Origin of the sequence: Bradyrhizobium sp. STM 3557, from assembly GCF_045571465.1 — a bacterium.
GTDB lineage: Bacteria > Pseudomonadota > Alphaproteobacteria > Rhizobiales > Xanthobacteraceae > Bradyrhizobium.
Window position 1 is genome coordinate 2,182,408 of the sequence record NZ_CP120697.1, and the last position, 16,878, is coordinate 2,199,285.

At 64.8% G+C, this 16,878-nt stretch carries 18 protein-coding genes and 1 riboswitch; of the genes, 9 read left to right on the forward strand and 9 right to left on the reverse strand.

The features are described 5' to 3' along the window. The first annotated feature begins 134 nt into the window (after window positions 1–134). Window positions 135–764 carry an outer membrane protein gene (locus tag P6U24_RS09795; RefSeq protein WP_407158923.1) on the forward strand — a complete coding sequence of 210 codons (630 nt, stop codon included), beginning with the start codon at window positions 135–137 and terminating at the stop codon, window positions 762–764. A 262-nt stretch (window positions 765–1,026) separates the two neighbouring features. Here the strand turns inward: P6U24_RS09795 and P6U24_RS09800 are convergent, their stop codons facing one another. The 4 genes from P6U24_RS09800 to P6U24_RS09815 form a co-directional block, all read right to left on the reverse strand. Continuing rightward, window positions 1,027–1,242: a cold-shock protein gene (locus P6U24_RS09800; RefSeq protein ID WP_006612991.1), complete on the reverse strand. Its 216-nt coding sequence runs from the start codon at window positions 1,240–1,242 to the stop codon at window positions 1,027–1,029. A 253-nt stretch (window positions 1,243–1,495) separates the two neighbouring features. Beyond that, window positions 1,496–2,356 carry a 23S rRNA (adenine(2030)-N(6))-methyltransferase RlmJ gene (locus P6U24_RS09805; RefSeq protein ID WP_407160410.1) on the reverse strand — a complete coding sequence of 287 codons (861 nt, stop codon included), beginning with the start codon at window positions 2,354–2,356 and terminating at the stop codon, window positions 1,496–1,498. A 255-nt stretch (window positions 2,357–2,611) separates the two neighbouring features. Next, window positions 2,612–3,322: a ribonuclease T2 family protein gene (locus tag P6U24_RS09810; RefSeq protein WP_407158924.1), complete on the reverse strand. Its 711-nt coding sequence runs from the start codon at window positions 3,320–3,322 to the stop codon at window positions 2,612–2,614. Window positions 3,323–3,478: 156 nt separating this feature from the next. Beyond that, on the reverse strand, window positions 3,479–3,943 hold the full coding sequence (locus tag P6U24_RS09815; RefSeq protein WP_407158925.1) for a hypothetical protein: 465 nt from the start codon (window positions 3,941–3,943) through the stop codon (window positions 3,479–3,481). Window positions 3,944–4,109: 166 nt separating this feature from the next. Here P6U24_RS09815 and P6U24_RS09820 point away from each other — a divergent pair, with 166 nt between their 5' ends. Next, window positions 4,110–4,406, forward strand: a complete 297-nt coding sequence (locus P6U24_RS09820) for a hypothetical protein (RefSeq protein WP_407158926.1) — start codon at window positions 4,110–4,112, stop codon at window positions 4,404–4,406. Between the two features lie 42 nt (window positions 4,407–4,448). Then, complete coding sequence (locus P6U24_RS09825; RefSeq protein ID WP_407158927.1) at window positions 4,449–4,991, forward strand: DUF3617 domain-containing protein; 543 nt, start codon at window positions 4,449–4,451, stop codon at window positions 4,989–4,991. 312 nt (window positions 4,992–5,303) lie between these two features. On the opposite strand, the gene P6U24_RS09830 is transcribed toward P6U24_RS09825, so the two are convergent. The 3 genes from P6U24_RS09830 to P6U24_RS09840 form a co-directional block, all read right to left on the reverse strand. Next, on the reverse strand, window positions 5,304–6,692 hold the full coding sequence (locus tag P6U24_RS09830; protein WP_407158928.1) for an ATP-binding protein: 1,389 nt from the start codon (window positions 6,690–6,692) through the stop codon (window positions 5,304–5,306). A gap of 210 nt (window positions 6,693–6,902) precedes the next feature. Continuing rightward, window positions 6,903–7,634, reverse strand: a complete 732-nt coding sequence (locus P6U24_RS09835) for a response regulator (protein ID WP_407158929.1) — start codon at window positions 7,632–7,634, stop codon at window positions 6,903–6,905. Then, a complete protein-coding gene (locus tag P6U24_RS09840; RefSeq protein ID WP_407158930.1) occupies window positions 7,631–8,191 on the reverse strand; it encodes a MarR family winged helix-turn-helix transcriptional regulator in 561 nt (186 codons plus the stop codon). Before P6U24_RS09840 ends, P6U24_RS09835 begins: the two co-directional genes overlap by 4 nt. 386 nt (window positions 8,192–8,577) lie before the next feature. Between P6U24_RS09840 and P6U24_RS09845 the strand changes: the two genes are divergently transcribed. The 4 genes from P6U24_RS09845 (at window position 8,578) to P6U24_RS09860 (ending at window position 12,411) form a co-directional block, all read left to right on the forward strand. Next, a complete protein-coding gene (locus P6U24_RS09845; protein WP_407158931.1) occupies window positions 8,578–9,660 on the forward strand; it encodes a branched-chain amino acid aminotransferase in 1,083 nt (360 codons plus the stop codon). A 243-nt stretch (window positions 9,661–9,903) separates the two neighbouring features. Further along, complete coding sequence (gene hisS, locus P6U24_RS09850; protein ID WP_407158932.1) at window positions 9,904–11,496, forward strand: histidine--tRNA ligase; 1,593 nt, start codon at window positions 9,904–9,906, stop codon at window positions 11,494–11,496. Window positions 11,497–11,652: 156 nt separating this feature from the next. After that, complete coding sequence (locus P6U24_RS09855) at window positions 11,653–11,856, forward strand: 4-oxalocrotonate tautomerase family protein (RefSeq protein ID WP_407158933.1); 204 nt, start codon at window positions 11,653–11,655, stop codon at window positions 11,854–11,856. A gap of 159 nt (window positions 11,857–12,015) precedes the next feature. Beyond that, window positions 12,016–12,411: a thioesterase family protein gene (locus tag P6U24_RS09860; RefSeq protein ID WP_407158934.1), complete on the forward strand. Its 396-nt coding sequence runs from the start codon at window positions 12,016–12,018 to the stop codon at window positions 12,409–12,411. A 96-nt stretch (window positions 12,412–12,507) separates the two neighbouring features. Here P6U24_RS09860 and proC read toward each other — a convergent pair whose 3' ends face one another. Together proC and P6U24_RS09870 are read right to left on the reverse strand one after the other, a co-directional pair. Then, on the reverse strand, window positions 12,508–13,374 hold the full coding sequence (gene proC, locus P6U24_RS09865) for a pyrroline-5-carboxylate reductase (RefSeq protein ID WP_407160411.1): 867 nt from the start codon (window positions 13,372–13,374) through the stop codon (window positions 12,508–12,510). A gap of 124 nt (window positions 13,375–13,498) precedes the next feature. Continuing rightward, on the reverse strand, window positions 13,499–13,999 hold the full coding sequence (locus P6U24_RS09870; RefSeq protein ID WP_407158935.1) for a YbjN domain-containing protein: 501 nt from the start codon (window positions 13,997–13,999) through the stop codon (window positions 13,499–13,501). A 456-nt stretch (window positions 14,000–14,455) separates the two neighbouring features. Then, window positions 14,456–14,617: riboswitch (FMN riboswitch) on the forward strand. Between the two features lie 75 nt (window positions 14,618–14,692). On the opposite strand from P6U24_RS09870, the gene P6U24_RS09875 reads away from it, so the two are divergent. Together P6U24_RS09875 and P6U24_RS09880 are read left to right on the forward strand one after the other, a co-directional pair. Further along, complete coding sequence (locus P6U24_RS09875; protein WP_407158936.1) at window positions 14,693–15,292, forward strand: 6,7-dimethyl-8-ribityllumazine synthase; 600 nt, start codon at window positions 14,693–14,695, stop codon at window positions 15,290–15,292. Between the two features lie 378 nt (window positions 15,293–15,670). Beyond that, the gene (locus tag P6U24_RS09880; protein ID WP_407158937.1) at window positions 15,671–16,765 is read left to right on the forward strand and encodes a serine hydrolase domain-containing protein; all 1,095 of its coding nucleotides are present in this window, start codon (window positions 15,671–15,673) and stop codon (window positions 16,763–16,765) included. Window positions 16,766–16,878 lie beyond the last annotated feature (113 nt).

A 16,878-nucleotide genomic window follows, 5' to 3' on the forward strand; every position in this document is an offset into this window, starting at 1 on the left:
TTAAGACTCTCGATAAACCTTCTCGAAAAAAGCTGCAGTTCCGTAACCACGAACGCTTCGGATTGGCCCGTGCGGGCGCCTCGCGAAGCCATGGCAGTGGCGGTTCGGTAGCGGCGGTTCGCGTGGAGAAGGGCATGAACAGGTTCGTTGTGGGGGCGATGGCGCTGGCGGCCATTGGATGCGCAGGCATGGCGCAGGGCGCCGATCTCGGCTACGCGCCGCGCGCGCCCTACACGGTGTACCAGCCACTCAACGCCTATAGCTGGGCCGGGCCCTATCTCGGTGGCACGCTTGGCTACGAATGGGGCAGCGTCGGCAATAATCCGACCAAGCCATCCGGCATCACCGGCGGCGTCGGGGCCGGCTACAACTGGCAGAACGGCAGCCCGTGGGTGTTCGGCGTCGAGGGCGACATCAACCTGACCGGCGCCGACGATACCTTCGCGCCATGGAAGTTCTCCAACCCGTGGTTCGGCACGGTGCGCGGCCGCGCCGGCTACGCCTTCAACAACATCCTGTTCTACGGCACTGGCGGTCTGGCGTTCGGCGAACTGAAGGGCATGACTTTCGGCGGCGTCTCGGAATCGCACACCACCGCGGGCTGGACGCTCGGCGCCGGCGCCGAGTTCGGCCTGGCGCAGAACTGGAGCGCCAAGATCGAATATCTCTATGTCGATCTCGACAACAGCAATTTCGTGGTTACGGGGGCGAAGAACGACTATCGGTTTGGATTGGTTCGCGCAGGCATCAACTTCCATTTCTGATAGGAAGAAGAAACGGCAACAACAGCATGACCTTCCGGCCGCTCGCGGCCGGAATTTTTTTGCCTGCACTTGTCTGAGTTGCGTTCGTCCGCGCATGCCTCTGCGGCGGCCTTCGGCAGACAAATCTGCCCCGCACGTCATCCGGCCCTGTCGCCGGCGGCTCACGCGATCAAGCGATAAACTAAAAGGACGTTCGCACCCCGGCCCGGACATTCGCCGCACGCCCGGCGGAAGCCGGACCGGCTGATGTCGCCAGCCGGCCTTACGATGACAGCACCAGGTTGACCGCCTTGGGGCCCTTGCCCTTCTTGTCCGGCTCGACCTCGAAGCTGATACGCTGTCCTTCAGTCAGATCCTTCAGGCCGGCACGCTCCACCGCCGTGATGTGCACGAACACATCGCGTCCGCCATCGTCCGGCTTGATGAAGCCGTAGCCGCGCTCACCATTGAAGAACTTGACCGTCCCAGTCATGGCCATCGGGAAACTCCTCCCCCGCATTGCTTCCTCCACCGCGCCCGCACGCGCAGCGTCCGACCGGACATCACTTGTCGGAAAGCGTGGCCACCTTGACGAGCCCGGGCCTCGCGAGCCCGAACCAGCCGGATTCTTGTTAGGCCTTGATCACCCCGCCGCAACCATTCGCGGAAGCGGAACGTAAAGCCAGTCTTACAACTGTCAGCATAATACGGTTCCTCGGCGATTGACTACGAATTTTCCGCGGCTCGCCGCTTCAAGGTTTTGGGAACTCCAGCCGGTAACGCGCAGAACCCCCTTGGCCGAGCGGCTTCTGCAATTCGGTAAGCAGCAGCTTGAGCTCGTCATGCAGCGTCCAGGGTGGATTGACCACGAGCAGTCCGGTCGACGCCAGCGCCTCGCCCTCGATCTGCGGCCCGGTGCTGAACTCGACCCGCAGGAGCTTGCCGGGCGGTTTCGATTGCGCGGTAGCAGCTAGCGCGCGGTCAGCCAGCTCGTCGGTGGCGCGCCGGCTCTTCGCCGGATACCACAGCACGTAGATCCCGGTCGGCCATTTGGCGTAGGCGGCGGCAAAGCGCTCGCCCATCCGCTCGAATTCGTCCTTGGCCTCGAACGGGGGATCGATCAGCACCAGGCCGCGGCGCTCGTTCGGCGGCACGAAGGCGGGCAGGGCGGTCCAGCCGTCGAGATCGACGACGCGGGCCTGAGTGTCGCGCCGGAGCGCATCGATCAGATGCTTGCGTGGGATGGGAGCAAGCTCGCAGACCGTCATGCGGTCCTGCGGCCGCAGCAGCGCGCGGGCAATGAGCGGCGAGCCCGGATAGGCAGTAAGCGCGGGAGGGGTATTGAACGACCTGACAATATCGAGATAGGGCGCAATCAAAGGCATCGCCCGCTCGGTGAAACGCGCCTGCATGACGCGGGCAATGCCTGTCAGCCATTCGCCGCTGCGGCTCGCCTCCTCGCCAGAGAGGTCGTAAAGGCCGGCCCCGGCATGGGTGTCGATGACGCGGAAGGCGGCCGGCTTCTCCTGCAGATAGGTCAGGATACGCACCAGCACGATGTGCTTGATGACGTCGGCAAAGCTGCCAGCGTGGAAGGCGTGACGGTAGTTCATGGCCTGAGTTACGACATCGGCGGATGAAAGCAACTGTTACGCCGGCAAACGTCAACTCCATGCAGCAAGACTGAGTGCATCGCTTCATCCTGAGGGGCCGCAGGTGGCCGTCTCGAAGGATGAGGCGGGAACGAGGAACCGTGGCATCATGGTTCTCCTGGCGATGCGAAGCATCGTCCAGCGACGGTGCGGAGCCTGTCATCGGGCCGCGCTGCGCGCGGACCCGATGACAGGCTCCGCAGGGGATGGAAGGACCTAGCCGCCCCTGACCGGCGGCATCGTCACCTCGTCGCGGCGGCAGGCCTGGTGATCCACCTCGTCGCAAGCGCGAAACTGCAGCTCCTTGGACAGGCAGATCCGGACTTCGCTGAGCCGGGTGCGGTTGCATGTGACCGCGACACCGGCATTGGTCAGGCCCGGATTGGCCTTGACGAAGGCGTCCTCGACCGCTGCCGGTGCCACCGTGCGGGTGTCGGACAAGGACAGGAATTCCTCGGGGATCTTGATCGCGGCGCGCGCCTTGCGAATGGTCTCGAAATAGGCCTTGGCGGGCAGGCCGGAGCAGGTGCCGTGCTTATCCCATTCGTTGTAGATCAACCCCGGCGCCGGCATCAGATCGAGCATCGAAACCATGATGTTGCGGGGCAGGCGGGGCGAGGGCTGCGCGCAATATTCGGGATAGCCGCTCTCATATTGCGGCCATAGGCCGTGCACGACGAAGGAGAAGGGCCGGCCGCTGCACTGCTGCGAGCGTCCGCCGCTGCCGCGCTCCTCGGCTTCGGCGCAGTAGGAGGGCGACCAGGACAGCGACAGCACGTAGAAATCGAACGCGCCAGGCGCGTTCTGGCGGCGATCCTGGGCACGGGCGGGCACAAGGCTCGCCATCAGGCCGAGCAGCAGCAGAGGGGCGAGCAGACGAAGCGGCTTGGCAAAAAGGGCAGCAGATCCGAGCAGGCGATTGACCATAACGAGCTCCCTGAACATCATGGGAACTGTAACAGGCCACCGGAACATTTCAAGAACAAATTCGCCGCATGTTCGAGAGTGACGCGGCTGAACCTGCTCAGGCTCGCCTGAGCGGTGCTTGGCTGATCAGGGCTTCTTCGATCAGAACCAGTTCGATCAGGGCTTGGCGGCGCGGCAGGCCGGGTTGTAGGCCCAGTTGCGGTCGAGGCCGACGACGCAGAATTCGACACCCTGGCCGTAGCCGGCAAACCCGCCATCTTCGATGATCGAGAAGTTCACCGTGCGCACCTTGCCGTCGCTGACCATGACGCTGCCGGTGCAGTAGCGGCGCGGAATGTTGTCGGACTGCCAGGGGCGGAAGGCGATCTCGTGGATGTTGGCATAGCCGGTGATGGTCAGTGCCGAATTCCAGAAGGTGCTTTCCTTCTCCTGGAAGTCGTGGCTGATCGTCGGCAGCGCAGCTTCGCAAGGTGCGACACGCCCGTCATATTTCGGGCCCGACAGCCAGAAATTCATCTCCAGCGGGTTGGCGGCATGTGCCGGCGCGCCGATGGCGAGAAGGCCGAGCACAGCACCACAGGTGGCGCCGAGGGTCTTGAGGAAATTGCTGCCGTTGCGCATGGGGTGTCCGCGGGGCTGGTCCAGGAAAGACGGACCGTGCCGCGCCGGTCAACAGAGGTCAAGTGCAACGCGGCAACACTCCACGACTGTATCGTCGCCGCAACCCCGCCGTCCTTTTCTTGCGCGCAGAGGCATCCTAGATTGCCGGCAGCGAATGGAGACTCTGATGCGAATGATGAAGGCGATGGGCCTGATTGCGGGCCTTGGCATGCTGGCGGCGGTGCCGGCCAAGGCCGATTTGTTGCCGGTGCCGGCGTTCAAGGGCAACGACACCGGCGGCATCATCGCCTTTTCGCTGGCGCAGACGGCGGATGCGCGGCAGATGGCTGTCGAGCACTGCGCCTCCTACGGCAAGGTGGCGAAATTCCTCGCGGTCGACAGGCAATATGGCGGCTATCTGTCGTTCGCCTGCCGCTGGGTGCCCTATGGTTCGGCAGAGCGGCCGCTGCGCACACGTTATTGAGCCGGCCCAATAAGATCCTGAATTGAAGCCGGAGTATCGGATATGCGTCGGCCTGCCGCGTCGGGAATAGCTTGTGGCGTGTTGCTGGCGCTGTCTGCGCATGGCGCGTTCGCCGTCGAACTGCCGACCCGCAAGCCGGGCCTGTGGGAGATGAAGATGGCTCGCACGGGGTCGCAGATGCCTGACATGACCATGCAGCACTGCACCGACGCGACGATCGACAAGGAGATGAACAGCAATGTCGCTCCGATGGCCAAGCAGATGTGCTCGAAGCAGGATTTGCAGCAGACGGCGAACGGCTATGTCGCCGACTTCGTCTGCACCATCGGCGGCATCAACTCGACCGGGCATACCGAGATCGTCGGCGACTTCAACTCCGCCTATGTCGTGAAGACCACCTCGCATTTCGAGGGCGGCAAGGCCGGCGCTCCGGCGCGCGACACGACGATGACGATCGAGGCGAAGTGGCTCGGCGCCTGCAAGCCGGACCAGAAGCCCGGTGACATCGTCATGCCCGGTGGCATGAAGATGAATGTCAAGGATATGGAAAAGCTGAAGGCGCTGCTGCCCGGCGCGAAGCAGTGAGACGCAAATCTCGGTCGGATTCTTGTCGCTCCGGATGACGCTACGGTAACTACATCCGGCGCCTCAACAAATCCGGTGTCGTCCCGGCCTTGAGCCGGGACCCATAACCACAGGGAGGCATGTGGGCACGATGTCTGTGACGTCCTCCTTCGCCAAACATCTGCTGCGGCGTATGGATCCCGGGTCGCGCTCGCGTTGCTCGCTTGCCCGGGACGACGGGTGAGGATGAGGGCACGCCTGTCTCCACAATAGCGGGGTCGCACTGCCCGTAGCTCGCCTGGCCGGGACGACAGCTGTTCAGGAACGCAGCACCTAAACCGGGATCCGCACCGTGGCGCGGAGGCCGCCCATCGGGCTCTCGCCGAGCATGATGTCGCCGCCATGGGAGCGGGCGATGTCGCGGGCGATGGCGAGGCCTAAGCCCGTGCCCCCTTCGTCCTGGTTGCGGGCATCATCGAGTCGCAGGAACGGCTTGAACACCTCCTCGCGCATAGCGGCGGGGATGCCGGGGCCGTCATCATCGACTGTGACCGTCAGATAACGGTGATCGCGGTGACCGGTGATGGCGATCTTGTCGGCGTAACGCGCCGCATTGGAGACGAGATTGCCGAGGCAGCGTTTCAGCGCGGCCGGCTTGACGATGACCACCGGCAGGCCGTGGAAGGACACGGACGCCGCGTGACCGTTGCGCTCGGCATCGCTGCGCAGCTCCTCGAGCGCGGCCGATATGTCGGTGGGATGCGCGACCTCGCCGCCATCGCCGCGGGCAAAGGCGAGATAGTCCTCGAGCATGCCGGACATCTCGTCGATGTCCTTGCGCATCGCGTCGATCTCCGGGCTGTCGCCGAGCAGCGCCAGCTCCAGCTTGAAGCGGGTGAGAATGGTGCGCAGATCGTGGCTGACGCCGGCGAGCATCGCGGTGCGCTGCTCCATCGCGCGCTCGATGCGCGCCTTCATCTCCAGGAAGGCATGTGCCGCGCGCCGCACCTCGCGCGCGCCGCGCGGACGGAAGTTCGGCGCCTCGCGACCCTTGCCGAAGCTCTCGGCCGCGTCCGCAAGCCGCAGGATCGGCTTGATCTGGTTGCGTAGGAACAGCACCGAGACGATCAGCAGGATCGAGGAGGTGCCGACCATCCAGAACAGGAAGATGTCGGTGTTGGAGGCGTAGGCCGCACTGCGCTGCGCGAACACGCGCATCACGGAGTCATCGAGCGCGATGCGGATCTCGACAAGATTGGAGCGGCCGACGGTGTCGATCCAGTAGGCGCGGCTGATCTGACGGCCGATCTGTCCTGACAGCGACTGGTCGAGCAGGTTGAAGAACGGCTTTGGCCCCGGCGGCGGGATGTCGCCGGCGGGCAGGAAGTCGACCACGAGATTGAGCCGCTGCTGGGCGATGCGGCGGAGCATCGCGTGATCCTTGTCCTGCGGAGTGGCCTTGTAGATGTCGATCAGGGCCGCGATGTCCTGCACGACAGCGGCCGACAGACGCCGCGTCACCGTGTTCCAGTGCCGCTCCATGAACACGCCGGCCACCACCGTCTGCAGGATCACCATCGGCACGATCATGATCAAGAGCGCGCGGGCATAGAGGCCGGTCGGCATCCAGCTCTTGAACGCGTTGCCCATCCAGCCATTGACGACAGAGACTCGTCGCGAGGCGGTGCGGATGAAGGTGAGGCCGGTGTCGAGCGTGGTCATGTGAATCGGGACGCAGTTGCCGCATTGAGAACAGGGCCACGAGTTCGGTGCACCTCTCCCCAGCGGGGAGAGGTCGGATTGCATCGAAGATGCAATCCGGGTGAGGGGGAGCGGTCTATCGAGAGACCGTAATCCCTCACCCCAACCCTCTCCCCATGGGAGAGGGAGCGCACTGTGCTTGCAACTCGACTTGGTCCCACCATGACAATCTCAAGCCGACACCATCAGCCGGTAGCCGATGCCGCGCACGGCCTGCAGGAACAGCGGATTGGCCGGATCGGTCTCGATCTTGCGGCGCAGCCGGTTGATCTGCACGTCGACCGCCCGCTCGTTGACGGTGCCATTGCCGGTCAGCGCGCCGCGCGGCACGGTCTCGCCGCGCGAGGTGGCGAGGATCTTCAGCATCTCGCGCTCGCGATCGGTCAGGTGGATGGTCTCCTCGCCCTGGCGCAATTCGCCGCGGCTCAAATGATAGACGTAAGGGCCGAAGCTGACCTGCTCGAGCGCTTCCTCGGCCGGCGGCGGCGCGGCGCGCTTCAAGATATTGCCGATGCGCAGTGCGAGTTCTCTTGGTTCGAAAGGCTTGGCGACATAGTCATCCGCGCCGAGCTGCAGGCCCTCGATCCGGCTCTCCGGTTCGGAGCGGGCGGTGAGCATCACGATCGGCACCGAGGACGAGGTGCGGATCGAGCGGGCGAGATCGAAGCCGGTCTCGCCCGGCATCATCACGTCGAGGATCAGCAGATCGAAATGCAGCCCGGCGAGCTTGGCGCGGGCGTCGCTCGCGCTCATCGCGGTGGTGACGCGATAGCCCTCGCCGCGCAGGAAGCGCGAGAGCAGGTCGCGGATGCGGCGATCGTCGTCGACGAGCAGAAGATGCGGCGCGTCGTCGGCGGGGGTCTGCGGCGGATGGGGGGCGATGGCGGCGAGCGTCACGATCACTCCTTTGCGGTGGTCACGGGCGTCTTGAAGATCGTTTCCAGCACCTTGTCCGGATCGTCGCGATCGATCATCGCGCGCAGGAAGTGCTGGACCGGCTCGGCGCCCGCCGGGCCGATCTCGGCAAGCGCGCGTTCGATGCGTCGGGTCTGCAGGCCGGCGAGCTTGTTCACCAGCGCCTCGCCCTTGGCGGTGGCGAAAAGAAGGCGCTGCCGGCGGTCGGCATTGCCGGTCTTCTGCACGATGTAGCCTTCGTCGAGCAACTGCTTGAGCACGCGGCCGAGCGATTGCTTGGTGATGCGCAGCACCTCCAGGAGGTCGGCGACCTTCAACCCGGGATAGCGCGTGACGAAATGCATCACGCGGTGATGCGCGCGGCCGAAGCCGAACGCCTCCAGCTCATGGTCGGCATCGCCGACGAAATCCCGATAGGCGAAGAACAAGAGCTCGATGATGTCCCAGCGCAACTGGCGCTGATCCGCGGCCGGCCCTCCCCCTTGCGAGTCGGCGGCCCGTGAATCGGCAGACGGCGCCGGGCCTGAGAAATTTATGTCAGCCATATTGACGTTTCTTGGGTTCAATGTTACAAAACAATCGCCCGCGGCGAAATTTTAGATCGTTCGGTCGCGGGTGACGTTCACAAGACGTGCCTCAACAGGCCCGAGCACGCCCCCTGGGGCGGGCAAGGACCGCGCATTGATTGACCGTGTCATTGTCGAGCGGCATTTCGACAAACATACTGGACTTCCGCCCTTCGCAAAAGCATGTCCCATTAGGACCTGCCGGCGTGGTAAGGCCGGTCCAGATCACTTAAACCCGCCAGCCGCGCCAGAGATGCGCGCCTGGCGCGCTGATCCGGGAGGAGACCATGGCGGTTTCGTTGGATAACACAGCCCGAAATCGGGCGAGCAGCCCCGCAGACGTCAGGTCGGAGCCGGTTTCGACCGTGGCGGGCCTGGCCTTCGACATCAGGCCATCGGCCAGCCCGACCCCCGAGGCGGAGCGCACCGCCAAGCTGAAGGATCCGGGCTTCGGCCGGGTCTTTACCGACCACATGTCGATCGTCCGCTACAACCAGGCCAAGGGCTGGCACGACGCGCGCGTCGAGGCGCGGGCCAATTTCCCGCTCGATCCGGCGCTGGCCGTGCTGCATTACGCACAGGAAATTTTCGAGGGCCTCAAGGCCTACAAGCGCGCGGATGGCGGCGTGAACCTGTTCCGCCCCGATGCCAATGCGCGGCGCTTCCACAATTCGGCCGACCGCATGGCGATGGCGCCGCTGCCCGAAGCGGTTTTCATCGAGGCGGTCGAGCAGCTCGTGCGCATCGATCGCGCCTGGATTCCGGGCGGGGAGGGCAGCCTCTATCTGCGGCCGTTCATGATCGCGAGCGAGGTGTTCCTTGGCGTGAAGCCGTCGGCCGAATACATCTTTGCCGTCATCGCCTCGCCCGTCGGCTCCTATTTCAAGGGCGGCCCGGCGCCGGTCTCGATCTGGGTTTCGGAGAACTACACGCGCGCCGCGATCGGCGGCACCGGCGCCGTCAAATGCGGCGGCAATTATGCCGCGAGCCTGCGCGCGCAAGCCGAGGCAATCGAGCACGGCTGCGATCAGGTGGTGTTCCTCGATGCGCTCGAGCGCAAATATGTCGAAGAGCTCGGCGGCATGAACGTGTTCTTCGTGTTCGAGGACGGCTCGCTTTCGACGCCGCCGCTCGGCACCATCCTGCCCGGCATCACGCGTGACTCGATCATCGCGCTGGCCAGGGATGCCGGCACAATTGTGCGCGAAGAGCCGTATTCGATCGACCAATGGCGCGCCGATGCCAAGAGCGGCAAGCTCCGGGAAGCTTTCGCCTGCGGCACCGCCGCGGTGATCTCGCCGATCGGCAAGGTGTGTTCGGCGAGCGGCGATGTCCTCATCAACGGCGGTGAGGCCGGCCCCGTCGCCATGGGCCTGCGCAAGCAGCTGGTCGACATCCAGTACGGCCGCGCCCCCGATCCGCACAACTGGATCCGAAAGGTGTTTTGAGCCGAGCTATCGCCGCGAGCACGATCGACTCCCCTCCCCCTTGCGGGGAGGGGGTGGGGTTTCCGTAAAGACTGCCCGTGTGGACCCCCACCCCAACCCTCCCCCGCAAAGGGCGGAGAGAGCTCGCTGCACGCGCGGCGAGGGCTTTCCTTCTCAACGGTCATGCTGCAGCGAATTCTTGGCGCGATTGGGTGATGCGCCGTCGGGTTGCCGCATTGCGCCTTGGCTGCTACCAAGCCAGCCATGTCCGACAAACCCAAGAAACCCCAGAAGCTGAAGGCGCGGCTGCCGCGCGGGCTGGAGGATCGCGGTCCGGCCGCGATCGCGGCCACCCGCGAGATGGTCGAGAAGATCCGGACCGTCTACGAGCGCTACGGTTTCGAGCCGGTCGAGACGCCGGCGTTCGAATATACCGACGCGCTCGGCAAATTCCTGCCTGACCAGGATCGTCCGAACGAAGGCGTGTTCTCGTTCCAGGACGATGACGAGCAGTGGATCAGCTTGCGCTACGATCTCACCGCGCCGCTCGCGCGCTACGTCGCCGAGAATTTCGACTCTTTGCCGAAGCCTTATCGGTCGTATCGCGCCGGCTACGTGTTCCGCAACGAGAAGCCGGGCCCCGGCCGCTTCCGCCAGTTCATGCAGTTCGACGCCGACACGGTCGGTTCGGGCTCGCCGGCGGCCGACGCCGAGATGTGCATGATGGCGGCCGACACGATGGAGGCGCTGGGGATTCCGCGCGGAGCCTATGCCGTCAAGGTCAACAATCGCAAGGTGCTCGACGGCGTGATGGAAAGCATCGGCCTCGGGGGCGATGAGAATTTCAGCCGTCGGCTCACGGTGCTGCGCGCGATCGACAAGCTCGATCGTCTCGGCGAGCGTGGCGTCCGCGAGCTGCTTGGGTCCGGCCGCAAGGACGAGAGCGGGGACTTCACCAAGGGCGCTGGTCTCGACGAAGCCCAGATCAAGAAGATCGAGACGTTCGTCAATGCGCGCGCGCTGGTCGCGCCGCCGCTGCTCGCCTATGCCGGCGACAAGGACGTGCAACAGCGTCTTGCCGGTGATCCCGACGCCAAGGCCAATGAATACGAGGTCGCGCGCCGCATCGCGGACATGCTGCGTGAAACCTTTGCCGACTCGAAACTCGCGATCGAAGGCCTTGACGAGCTTGTCGAGATCGCGCGCCTCGTCCATGCCGCCGGTTATCACGATCAGATCGCGGTCGATCCGTCTGTCGTGCGCGGTCTCGAATATTACACCGGCCCGGTGTTCGAGGCGCAGCTGCTCGCCGAGATTCCCAATGAGAAGGGCCGGCCGGTGGTGTTCGGCTCGGTCGGCGGCGGTGGGCGTTATGACGGCCTGGTCTCGCGCTTTCGCGGCGAGCCGGTGCCGGCGACCGGATTCTCTATCGGCGTTTCCCGCCTGCAGGCCGCGCTGACCCTGCTCGGCAAGCTCGACACGCGGCCTGCCTTTGGGCCGGTGGTCGTCACCGTGTTCGATCGCGATCGCGTCGCCGACTACCAGGCCATGGTCGCCAAGCTGCGCAATCACGGCATCCGCGCCGAGCTCTATCTCGGCAATCCGAAGAACATGGGCAACCAGCTCAAATATGCCGACCGGCGCAATGCGCCCTGCGTCATCATCCAGGGCAGCGACGAGAAGGCGCGCGGCGAGGTGCAGATCAAGGATCTGATCGAAGGCGCCAAGGCCGCGGCCGCGATCGCCTCCAACCAGGAATGGCGCGAGAGCCGTCCGGCGCAATTCTCCTGCAAGGAGGACGAGCTCGTCGCACGCGTGCGCGAAGTGCTCGCCCGCCATGATGTGACGTGGGGGTAGCCATTCCACTCTGCCGTCATGCCCGGCCTTGTGCCGGGCATCCACGTCTTGTTTCATGGGATGAACGTGGATGGGCCGGGCCTTCGCCACGCCGAAGCGGCTTCGGCCGCGCAGGCGGGACAAACCCGGCCATGACGAAGTAGCAGGGAGCAACGAATGCCTGAGATCACCGTGAACATGGCCGCCGGTCGTACCGACGAGCAGAAGGCTGGCATGATGCGCGACATCACCCAGGCGCTGGTCAAGAATCTCGGCGTCGATGCCGAGGCCGTGGTTATCCAGATCAACGAGGCGCCGCTGTCGCACAAGATGAAGGGCGGCAAGACCTTCGTCGAGCGCGCGGCTGAGCAGAAGAAGTAAGCCCAGCTGTCGTCCCTGCGAACGCAGGGACCCATAATCACAGCCGCTCATTGGGACGATGGATCGTCCTCCAGCATGGTTTAATCGCGAAGCCGGTGGTTATGGGTCCCGGCTCGCGCTTCGCTTGGCCGGGACGACATCGGTGGTATGGAGCGAGCCATGGACGCACGCGAGGCGATCAAGATCGGCATGCGCGCCGAGCGCATCCTGGTGGTGCCGCCCGAGCAGACGGTCGGGCATTTCGTGCCGCATATGCCGATGGTGTTCGCGACGCCGATGATGATCCTGGAGATGGAGCTCACCTCGGGAGATGCCATCAATCCGGTGCTTCAGCCTGGCTGGGTCACGGTCGGCATCGAGGTCGACATCCGGCATCTTGCCGCGGCGCCCGTCGGCGCCACCATCCGCACCACGGCCGAGGTGATCGAGGTCGAGCGCCGCGTGATCCGCTTTGCGGTCGCCGCCTTCCACGGCGCAGTGAAGATCGGCGAGGGCCGCCACGGCCGCGGCCTCGTCAATGTCGCGCAGTTCAAGAAAAGGTTTGGGTTGGTGTAGGCCCCCTCATTGCGAGCGAAGCGAAGCAATCCAGCGTCATTGCCGCGAGTCTGGATCACTCTTCGTCGCTGACTCTCCTCGCAGTGACGAGGAGAGCTACTTCGCCAGTTCCTTCGACCGCGCGGTCGCGGCCGCCACCGCGCGTGTCAGTAGCGGGGCAAAGCCGTCATCGCCCATCAGCACCGACAGCGCAGCGGCCGTGGTGCCGCCAGGCGAGGTGACGTTCTGGCGCAAGGTCGCGGCCGTAAGCTCCGAGCGATGGAGCAATTCGCCGGCGCCGGAGACAGTGTCGCGCGCGAGCTTGGTCGCAAGTGCATCGGGCAGGCCGGCGGCGATTCCGGCCCGCGCCAACTCCTCCGCGAGCAGGAACACATAGGCCGGGCCCGAGCCCGACACGGCCGTGACCGCGTCCATCAGCGCCTCGTCGTCGACCCATTCGACCGCGCCGGTGGCGCGCAGCAGCGCATCTGCCGTGGCGCGCTGCATGGCGCTGACGTGAGTATCAGGAACCGCCACGGTGATGCCGCGGCCGATCGCGGCCGGCGTGTTCGGCATCGCCCGCACCACGGCGCCCGCGTAGACCTCCTGCAGCGCCGCGATCGTGGTCCCGGCCATGATCGAGACCACCAGCGTCGAGGGGCCGACCCAGCGCTTCAATGCAGCGCCGGCCGCGCGGAACATTTGCGGCTTGACCGCGACCACGAGGGTGTCGGCAGGCGCGGCTTCGCCGGGATTGAGGCGGATGCCCTGCGCGCCGAGCGCGCTGATCTCGGGCGCGGGCGCAGGATCGATCACGACGACGTGCTTGGGATCGAGCCCCCGCGCGAGCCAGCCGGTCAGCATCGCGCCGCCCATCTTGCCGGCGCCGGCCAGTACGATAGTGCCGGTGATGTGTCGAAGGGTGTTGTTGTCCACTGTGGTCACCGCAAAGGAGCTGTCGTCCCCGCGAAAGCGGGGACCCATAACCACAGCAGTTTCTATTGAAGCGAAGGCAGCGCTACAAGCAGTTTGCCAAAAATCAGACATCACCCGGTATGGGTCCCGGCGTTCGCCGGGACGACATCGAGGTGGCGGAGAGAGCGAGAAACTAAGCCTCGCCCTCCGTATCGAACATCGCCGCCGCCATCGCCTCCTGCGTCGACTTGCCGGCCCACACCACGAACTGGAAGGCTGGGTAGTAGCGCTCGCAGGCGTGGACGGTACCGGCGAGCATGCTCTCGCATTGCCGTGCCGAGGCGGTGAGACCGCCCGGGAGCACCAGCGCCTGGCGATGCATGATCATGCCGGTGTGGGTCCAGATGTCGAAATGGCCGAGCCAGAGTTGTTCGTTGATCGCGGCCACCAGCCGCTGCACCTCGCCGCGGCGATTCTCCGGAATCTTCATGTCGAAGGCGCAGGCCAGATGCAACGCCTCGATCTCATGCATCCAGGTAAAGGAGATCTGATAGTCGGTCCATTGTCCTTTCGAGACGATGGTGATTTCATCCTCGCCGGAGCGCTCGAACGGCCAGTTGTTATCGGCGGCGATGGACTCCACAACAGTCAGCGGATGATTTCCGGAATCAATAATGCCTTCGAGCAGGGACATGCCGTCTCGACCTCTGTCTTCTTGATATCTGTTGGTACTTCACGCGGCGACCCGGCCCGCGCCCGCTTCGGCGCCTCGCTACCGGCTGCAGTCCCGGAAGAACCGGGCGTGCGCGCACAAACTGATGTGATTTGCAGAATCCGCGCAACCGCACCCCGAGTCCGTCCACAGACAAACCCAAATTCGTCCACAGCTGATCACGTTCTGTGGTTGCGCGATGAGAACAAACCGGAATCGGATTCCTGTGCGCCACGCCACAGGAATCTGCCGCTTGATTCGTGCACGCAATGCGAGTCCGGTCCGCCCCAAAGAGCCCCACGTCAGGGAGCGCCCACAGGGAGGGGCTGCTAGCCGCGCCCGCGGCGCATGGCGGGTTCCTGATTCCTGCCGCTGAAAGGGCCTTGTAGGGGCCGGGGCCGCCCGGCATAGTTGGGATAGGCCGTCCAGCCGGGCGGCCGATGTTCTCAGGGCGGGGTGAAAGTCCCCACCGGCGGTAAGGGCCTTGATCCAAGGCCCAAGCCCGCGAGCGCCTTGTCTGACCTTGCGGCCGGACAGGGGTCAGCAGATTCGGTGCAACTCCGAAGCCGACGGTTACAGTCCGGATGAAAGAGAACGGTCACGGCACCTGCGCTGCTTTGGCGCGGGGCGTCGTCGTTCCGTATGCCCTGATTCTGGTTTCGAACGAGGACAACCATGAATCAGATGTTGCAAGACCCCCAAGCCGATATCACCCAAGCCGACACCGTCCAGACCCACCCGCCGGGCAGCGCGCCCCAACCGGAGACCGGCGCGACTGAGCCGGTTCCCTCGCATCCGCGTTTCGCCAAGCCGCAGCGGGTCGCCTTCGTGCAATCCTCCTGGCATCGCGAGGTCGTCGCTGAATGCCGGATCGCCTTTCTGGACGCGATCGAGGCGCGCCATATCGCCCGCGATCGGGTGGACATTTTCGAGGTGCCGGGCTCGTTCGAGATTCCGCTGCATGCGCAATTGCTCGCCAAGACCCGCCGTTACACCGCGATCGTCGCGGCCGGGCTCGTGGTCGATGGCGGCATCTACCGCCATGAGTTCGTCGCCGACACCGTCATCAAGGCGCTGATGGACGTGCAACTCCGCACCGAGGTGCCGGTGTTCTCCGCCGTGCTGACGCCGCAGCAATTCCACGAAACGCAGCCGCACATCGAATTTTTCCGCAAGCATTTTGCGGTGAAGGGCATCGAGGTCGCGGAAGCCTGCGCGAACACGCTGCTCAGCCTGGAGCGGCTGCGCAGCCAGGTCGCGGCCGGCATCGTGTAGTCCAGCCGAGCCGACGGCGGTAGACGGTCTATGGCCATCACCGCAAATGAGGTGTCGCCCCGGCCTTGAGCCGGGGCCCATAGCCACCGGCCTTCGTGTTGTGGCGAACTGTTGCTCCAGCGTGCCCCCTCATGACTGTCTGTGGCTGTGGATCCCGGGCCGCGCTCGCTTGGTCGGGGACGACACCGAACTTGTGATCGGTCCCGAGCCACATCAAACGCCCGGTCCATTTGTCATCTCCGCCGCCTGATTAAAAAGCGGCAAGGTGGACCGTTAACAGCTGGAACAGCCGGCGATAGCTGGTATCCTAAGAGCGCCCGGCATTGGGCATAGCGAATGCCCGTGCGGCAACATCGGCCGGGAGGGGGGTAACGTGCCATGCTTGCGCTCGACCGCCGTCATCTGCTGATTGCTCTTGGCGCCGGCCTGATAGCGCCATCGTCGCGTGCGTTCGCCCAGGATGTATCGCGCGAGATCGGTGAGCGTCTTGCCGCAGCGGAGCGTGATGGCAAGGTCGACGGCCTGCATGTCCTGCTGGTGAGCCAGCACGGCAGCCTGGTGTTCGAGCATTACGGGGAGGGGCACGACATCGCCTGGAGCCAGCCGCTCGGCAACGTCGTGTTCGGCCCTGATGTGCTGCACGACCTGCGCTCGGTATCGAAGAGCGTGGTCGGCCTCGTCTATGGCATTGCGCTCGCGGACGGCAAGGTGCCGCCGCCGGAAGCAAAGCTGTATGAGCAGTTTCCGCAATATCTCGATCTTGCCGGCCAGCCCGGTCGCGAGCGTCTGACGATGCATCACGTGCTCAGCATGACGCTCGGCTTGGAATGGGATGAATTCACGTATCCTTACGGCGACCCGCGCAACAGCGAGAACGGGATGGAGAACGCGCCGGATCGCTTCCGCTTCGTTCTCGATCGCCCCATTGTGCGCGAGCCCGGCACCCACTGGACCTACTGCGGCGGCGCTACCGCGCTGCTCGGCCGGCTGATTGCCAGGGGCACCGGTCAGCCGCTGCTCGATTACTGCCGCCGCGTGCTGTTCGATCGGCTGCAGTTCGGTCCTGCGGAATGGACCAAGGGGAAGGACGGCGAGCCGCACACCGCTTCGGGCCTGCGACTGCTGCCGCGCGATCTCATCAAGATCGGCCAGCTCGTGCAGGCAGGCGGCGTCTGGAACGGCCAGCAGATCGTGTCGCCAGATTGGGTGAAGCGGATCACGACGCCGGTCGTCGCCATCAGCGAGTCCCGCAGCTACGGCTATCATTGGTATATCGGCAATGGCGCAGCCGGCTCGCCGCAGGCGCGCCGCTGGGTCGGCGGCATCGGCTGGGGTGGCCAGAACCTGACGGTGATCCCGCAGGATGATCTGGTCGTCGTCATCCATTGCGGCAATTACGGCAAGCCGATCGAGCAGCAGATTGCCGTCAACAGGGCGGTCATTACCGATGTCGTGATGCCGAGCTTCGTCTGATCGGTCGATGTCCATGCGCGCAAAATCGTGCGATTGACCTGCGCGAGGCGCGCCGTGTTCAAGAATAAGTGACGCGGCGCGTTGCATCTGCAATCGGCATCGCGGACCACCCG

Excerpts from the sequence above, each read along its gene's own strand:
- P6U24_RS09795 (WP_407158923.1), top strand. The coding sequence starts at position 135 with ATGAACAGGTTCGTTGTGGGGGCGATGGCGCTGGCGGCCATTGGATGC.
- P6U24_RS09800 (WP_006612991.1), bottom strand. The coding sequence starts at position 1,242 with ATGGCCATGACTGGGACGGTCAAGTTCTTCAATGGTGAGCGCGGCTAC.
- P6U24_RS09805 (WP_407160410.1), bottom strand. The coding sequence starts at position 2,356 with ATGAACTACCGTCACGCCTTCCACGCTGGCAGCTTTGCCGACGTCATC.
- P6U24_RS09810 (WP_407158924.1), bottom strand. The coding sequence starts at position 3,322 with ATGGTCAATCGCCTGCTCGGATCTGCTGCCCTTTTTGCCAAGCCGCTT.
- P6U24_RS09815 (WP_407158925.1), bottom strand. The coding sequence starts at position 3,943 with ATGCGCAACGGCAGCAATTTCCTCAAGACCCTCGGCGCCACCTGTGGT.
- P6U24_RS09820 (WP_407158926.1), top strand. The coding sequence starts at position 4,110 with ATGCGAATGATGAAGGCGATGGGCCTGATTGCGGGCCTTGGCATGCTG.
- P6U24_RS09825 (WP_407158927.1), top strand. The coding sequence starts at position 4,449 with ATGCGTCGGCCTGCCGCGTCGGGAATAGCTTGTGGCGTGTTGCTGGCG.
- P6U24_RS09830 (WP_407158928.1), bottom strand. The coding sequence starts at position 6,692 with ATGACCACGCTCGACACCGGCCTCACCTTCATCCGCACCGCCTCGCGA.
- P6U24_RS09840 (WP_407158930.1), bottom strand. The coding sequence starts at position 8,191 with ATGGCTGACATAAATTTCTCAGGCCCGGCGCCGTCTGCCGATTCACGG.
- hisS (WP_407158932.1), top strand. The coding sequence starts at position 9,904 with ATGTCCGACAAACCCAAGAAACCCCAGAAGCTGAAGGCGCGGCTGCCG.
- P6U24_RS09855 (WP_407158933.1), top strand. The coding sequence starts at position 11,653 with ATGCCTGAGATCACCGTGAACATGGCCGCCGGTCGTACCGACGAGCAG.
- P6U24_RS09860 (WP_407158934.1), top strand. The coding sequence starts at position 12,016 with ATGGACGCACGCGAGGCGATCAAGATCGGCATGCGCGCCGAGCGCATC.
- proC (WP_407160411.1), bottom strand. The coding sequence starts at position 13,374 with ATGGGTCCCCGCTTTCGCGGGGACGACAGCTCCTTTGCGGTGACCACA.
- P6U24_RS09870 (WP_407158935.1), bottom strand. The coding sequence starts at position 13,999 with ATGTCCCTGCTCGAAGGCATTATTGATTCCGGAAATCATCCGCTGACT.
- P6U24_RS09875 (WP_407158936.1), top strand. The coding sequence starts at position 14,693 with ATGAATCAGATGTTGCAAGACCCCCAAGCCGATATCACCCAAGCCGAC.
- P6U24_RS09880 (WP_407158937.1), top strand. The coding sequence starts at position 15,671 with ATGCTTGCGCTCGACCGCCGTCATCTGCTGATTGCTCTTGGCGCCGGC.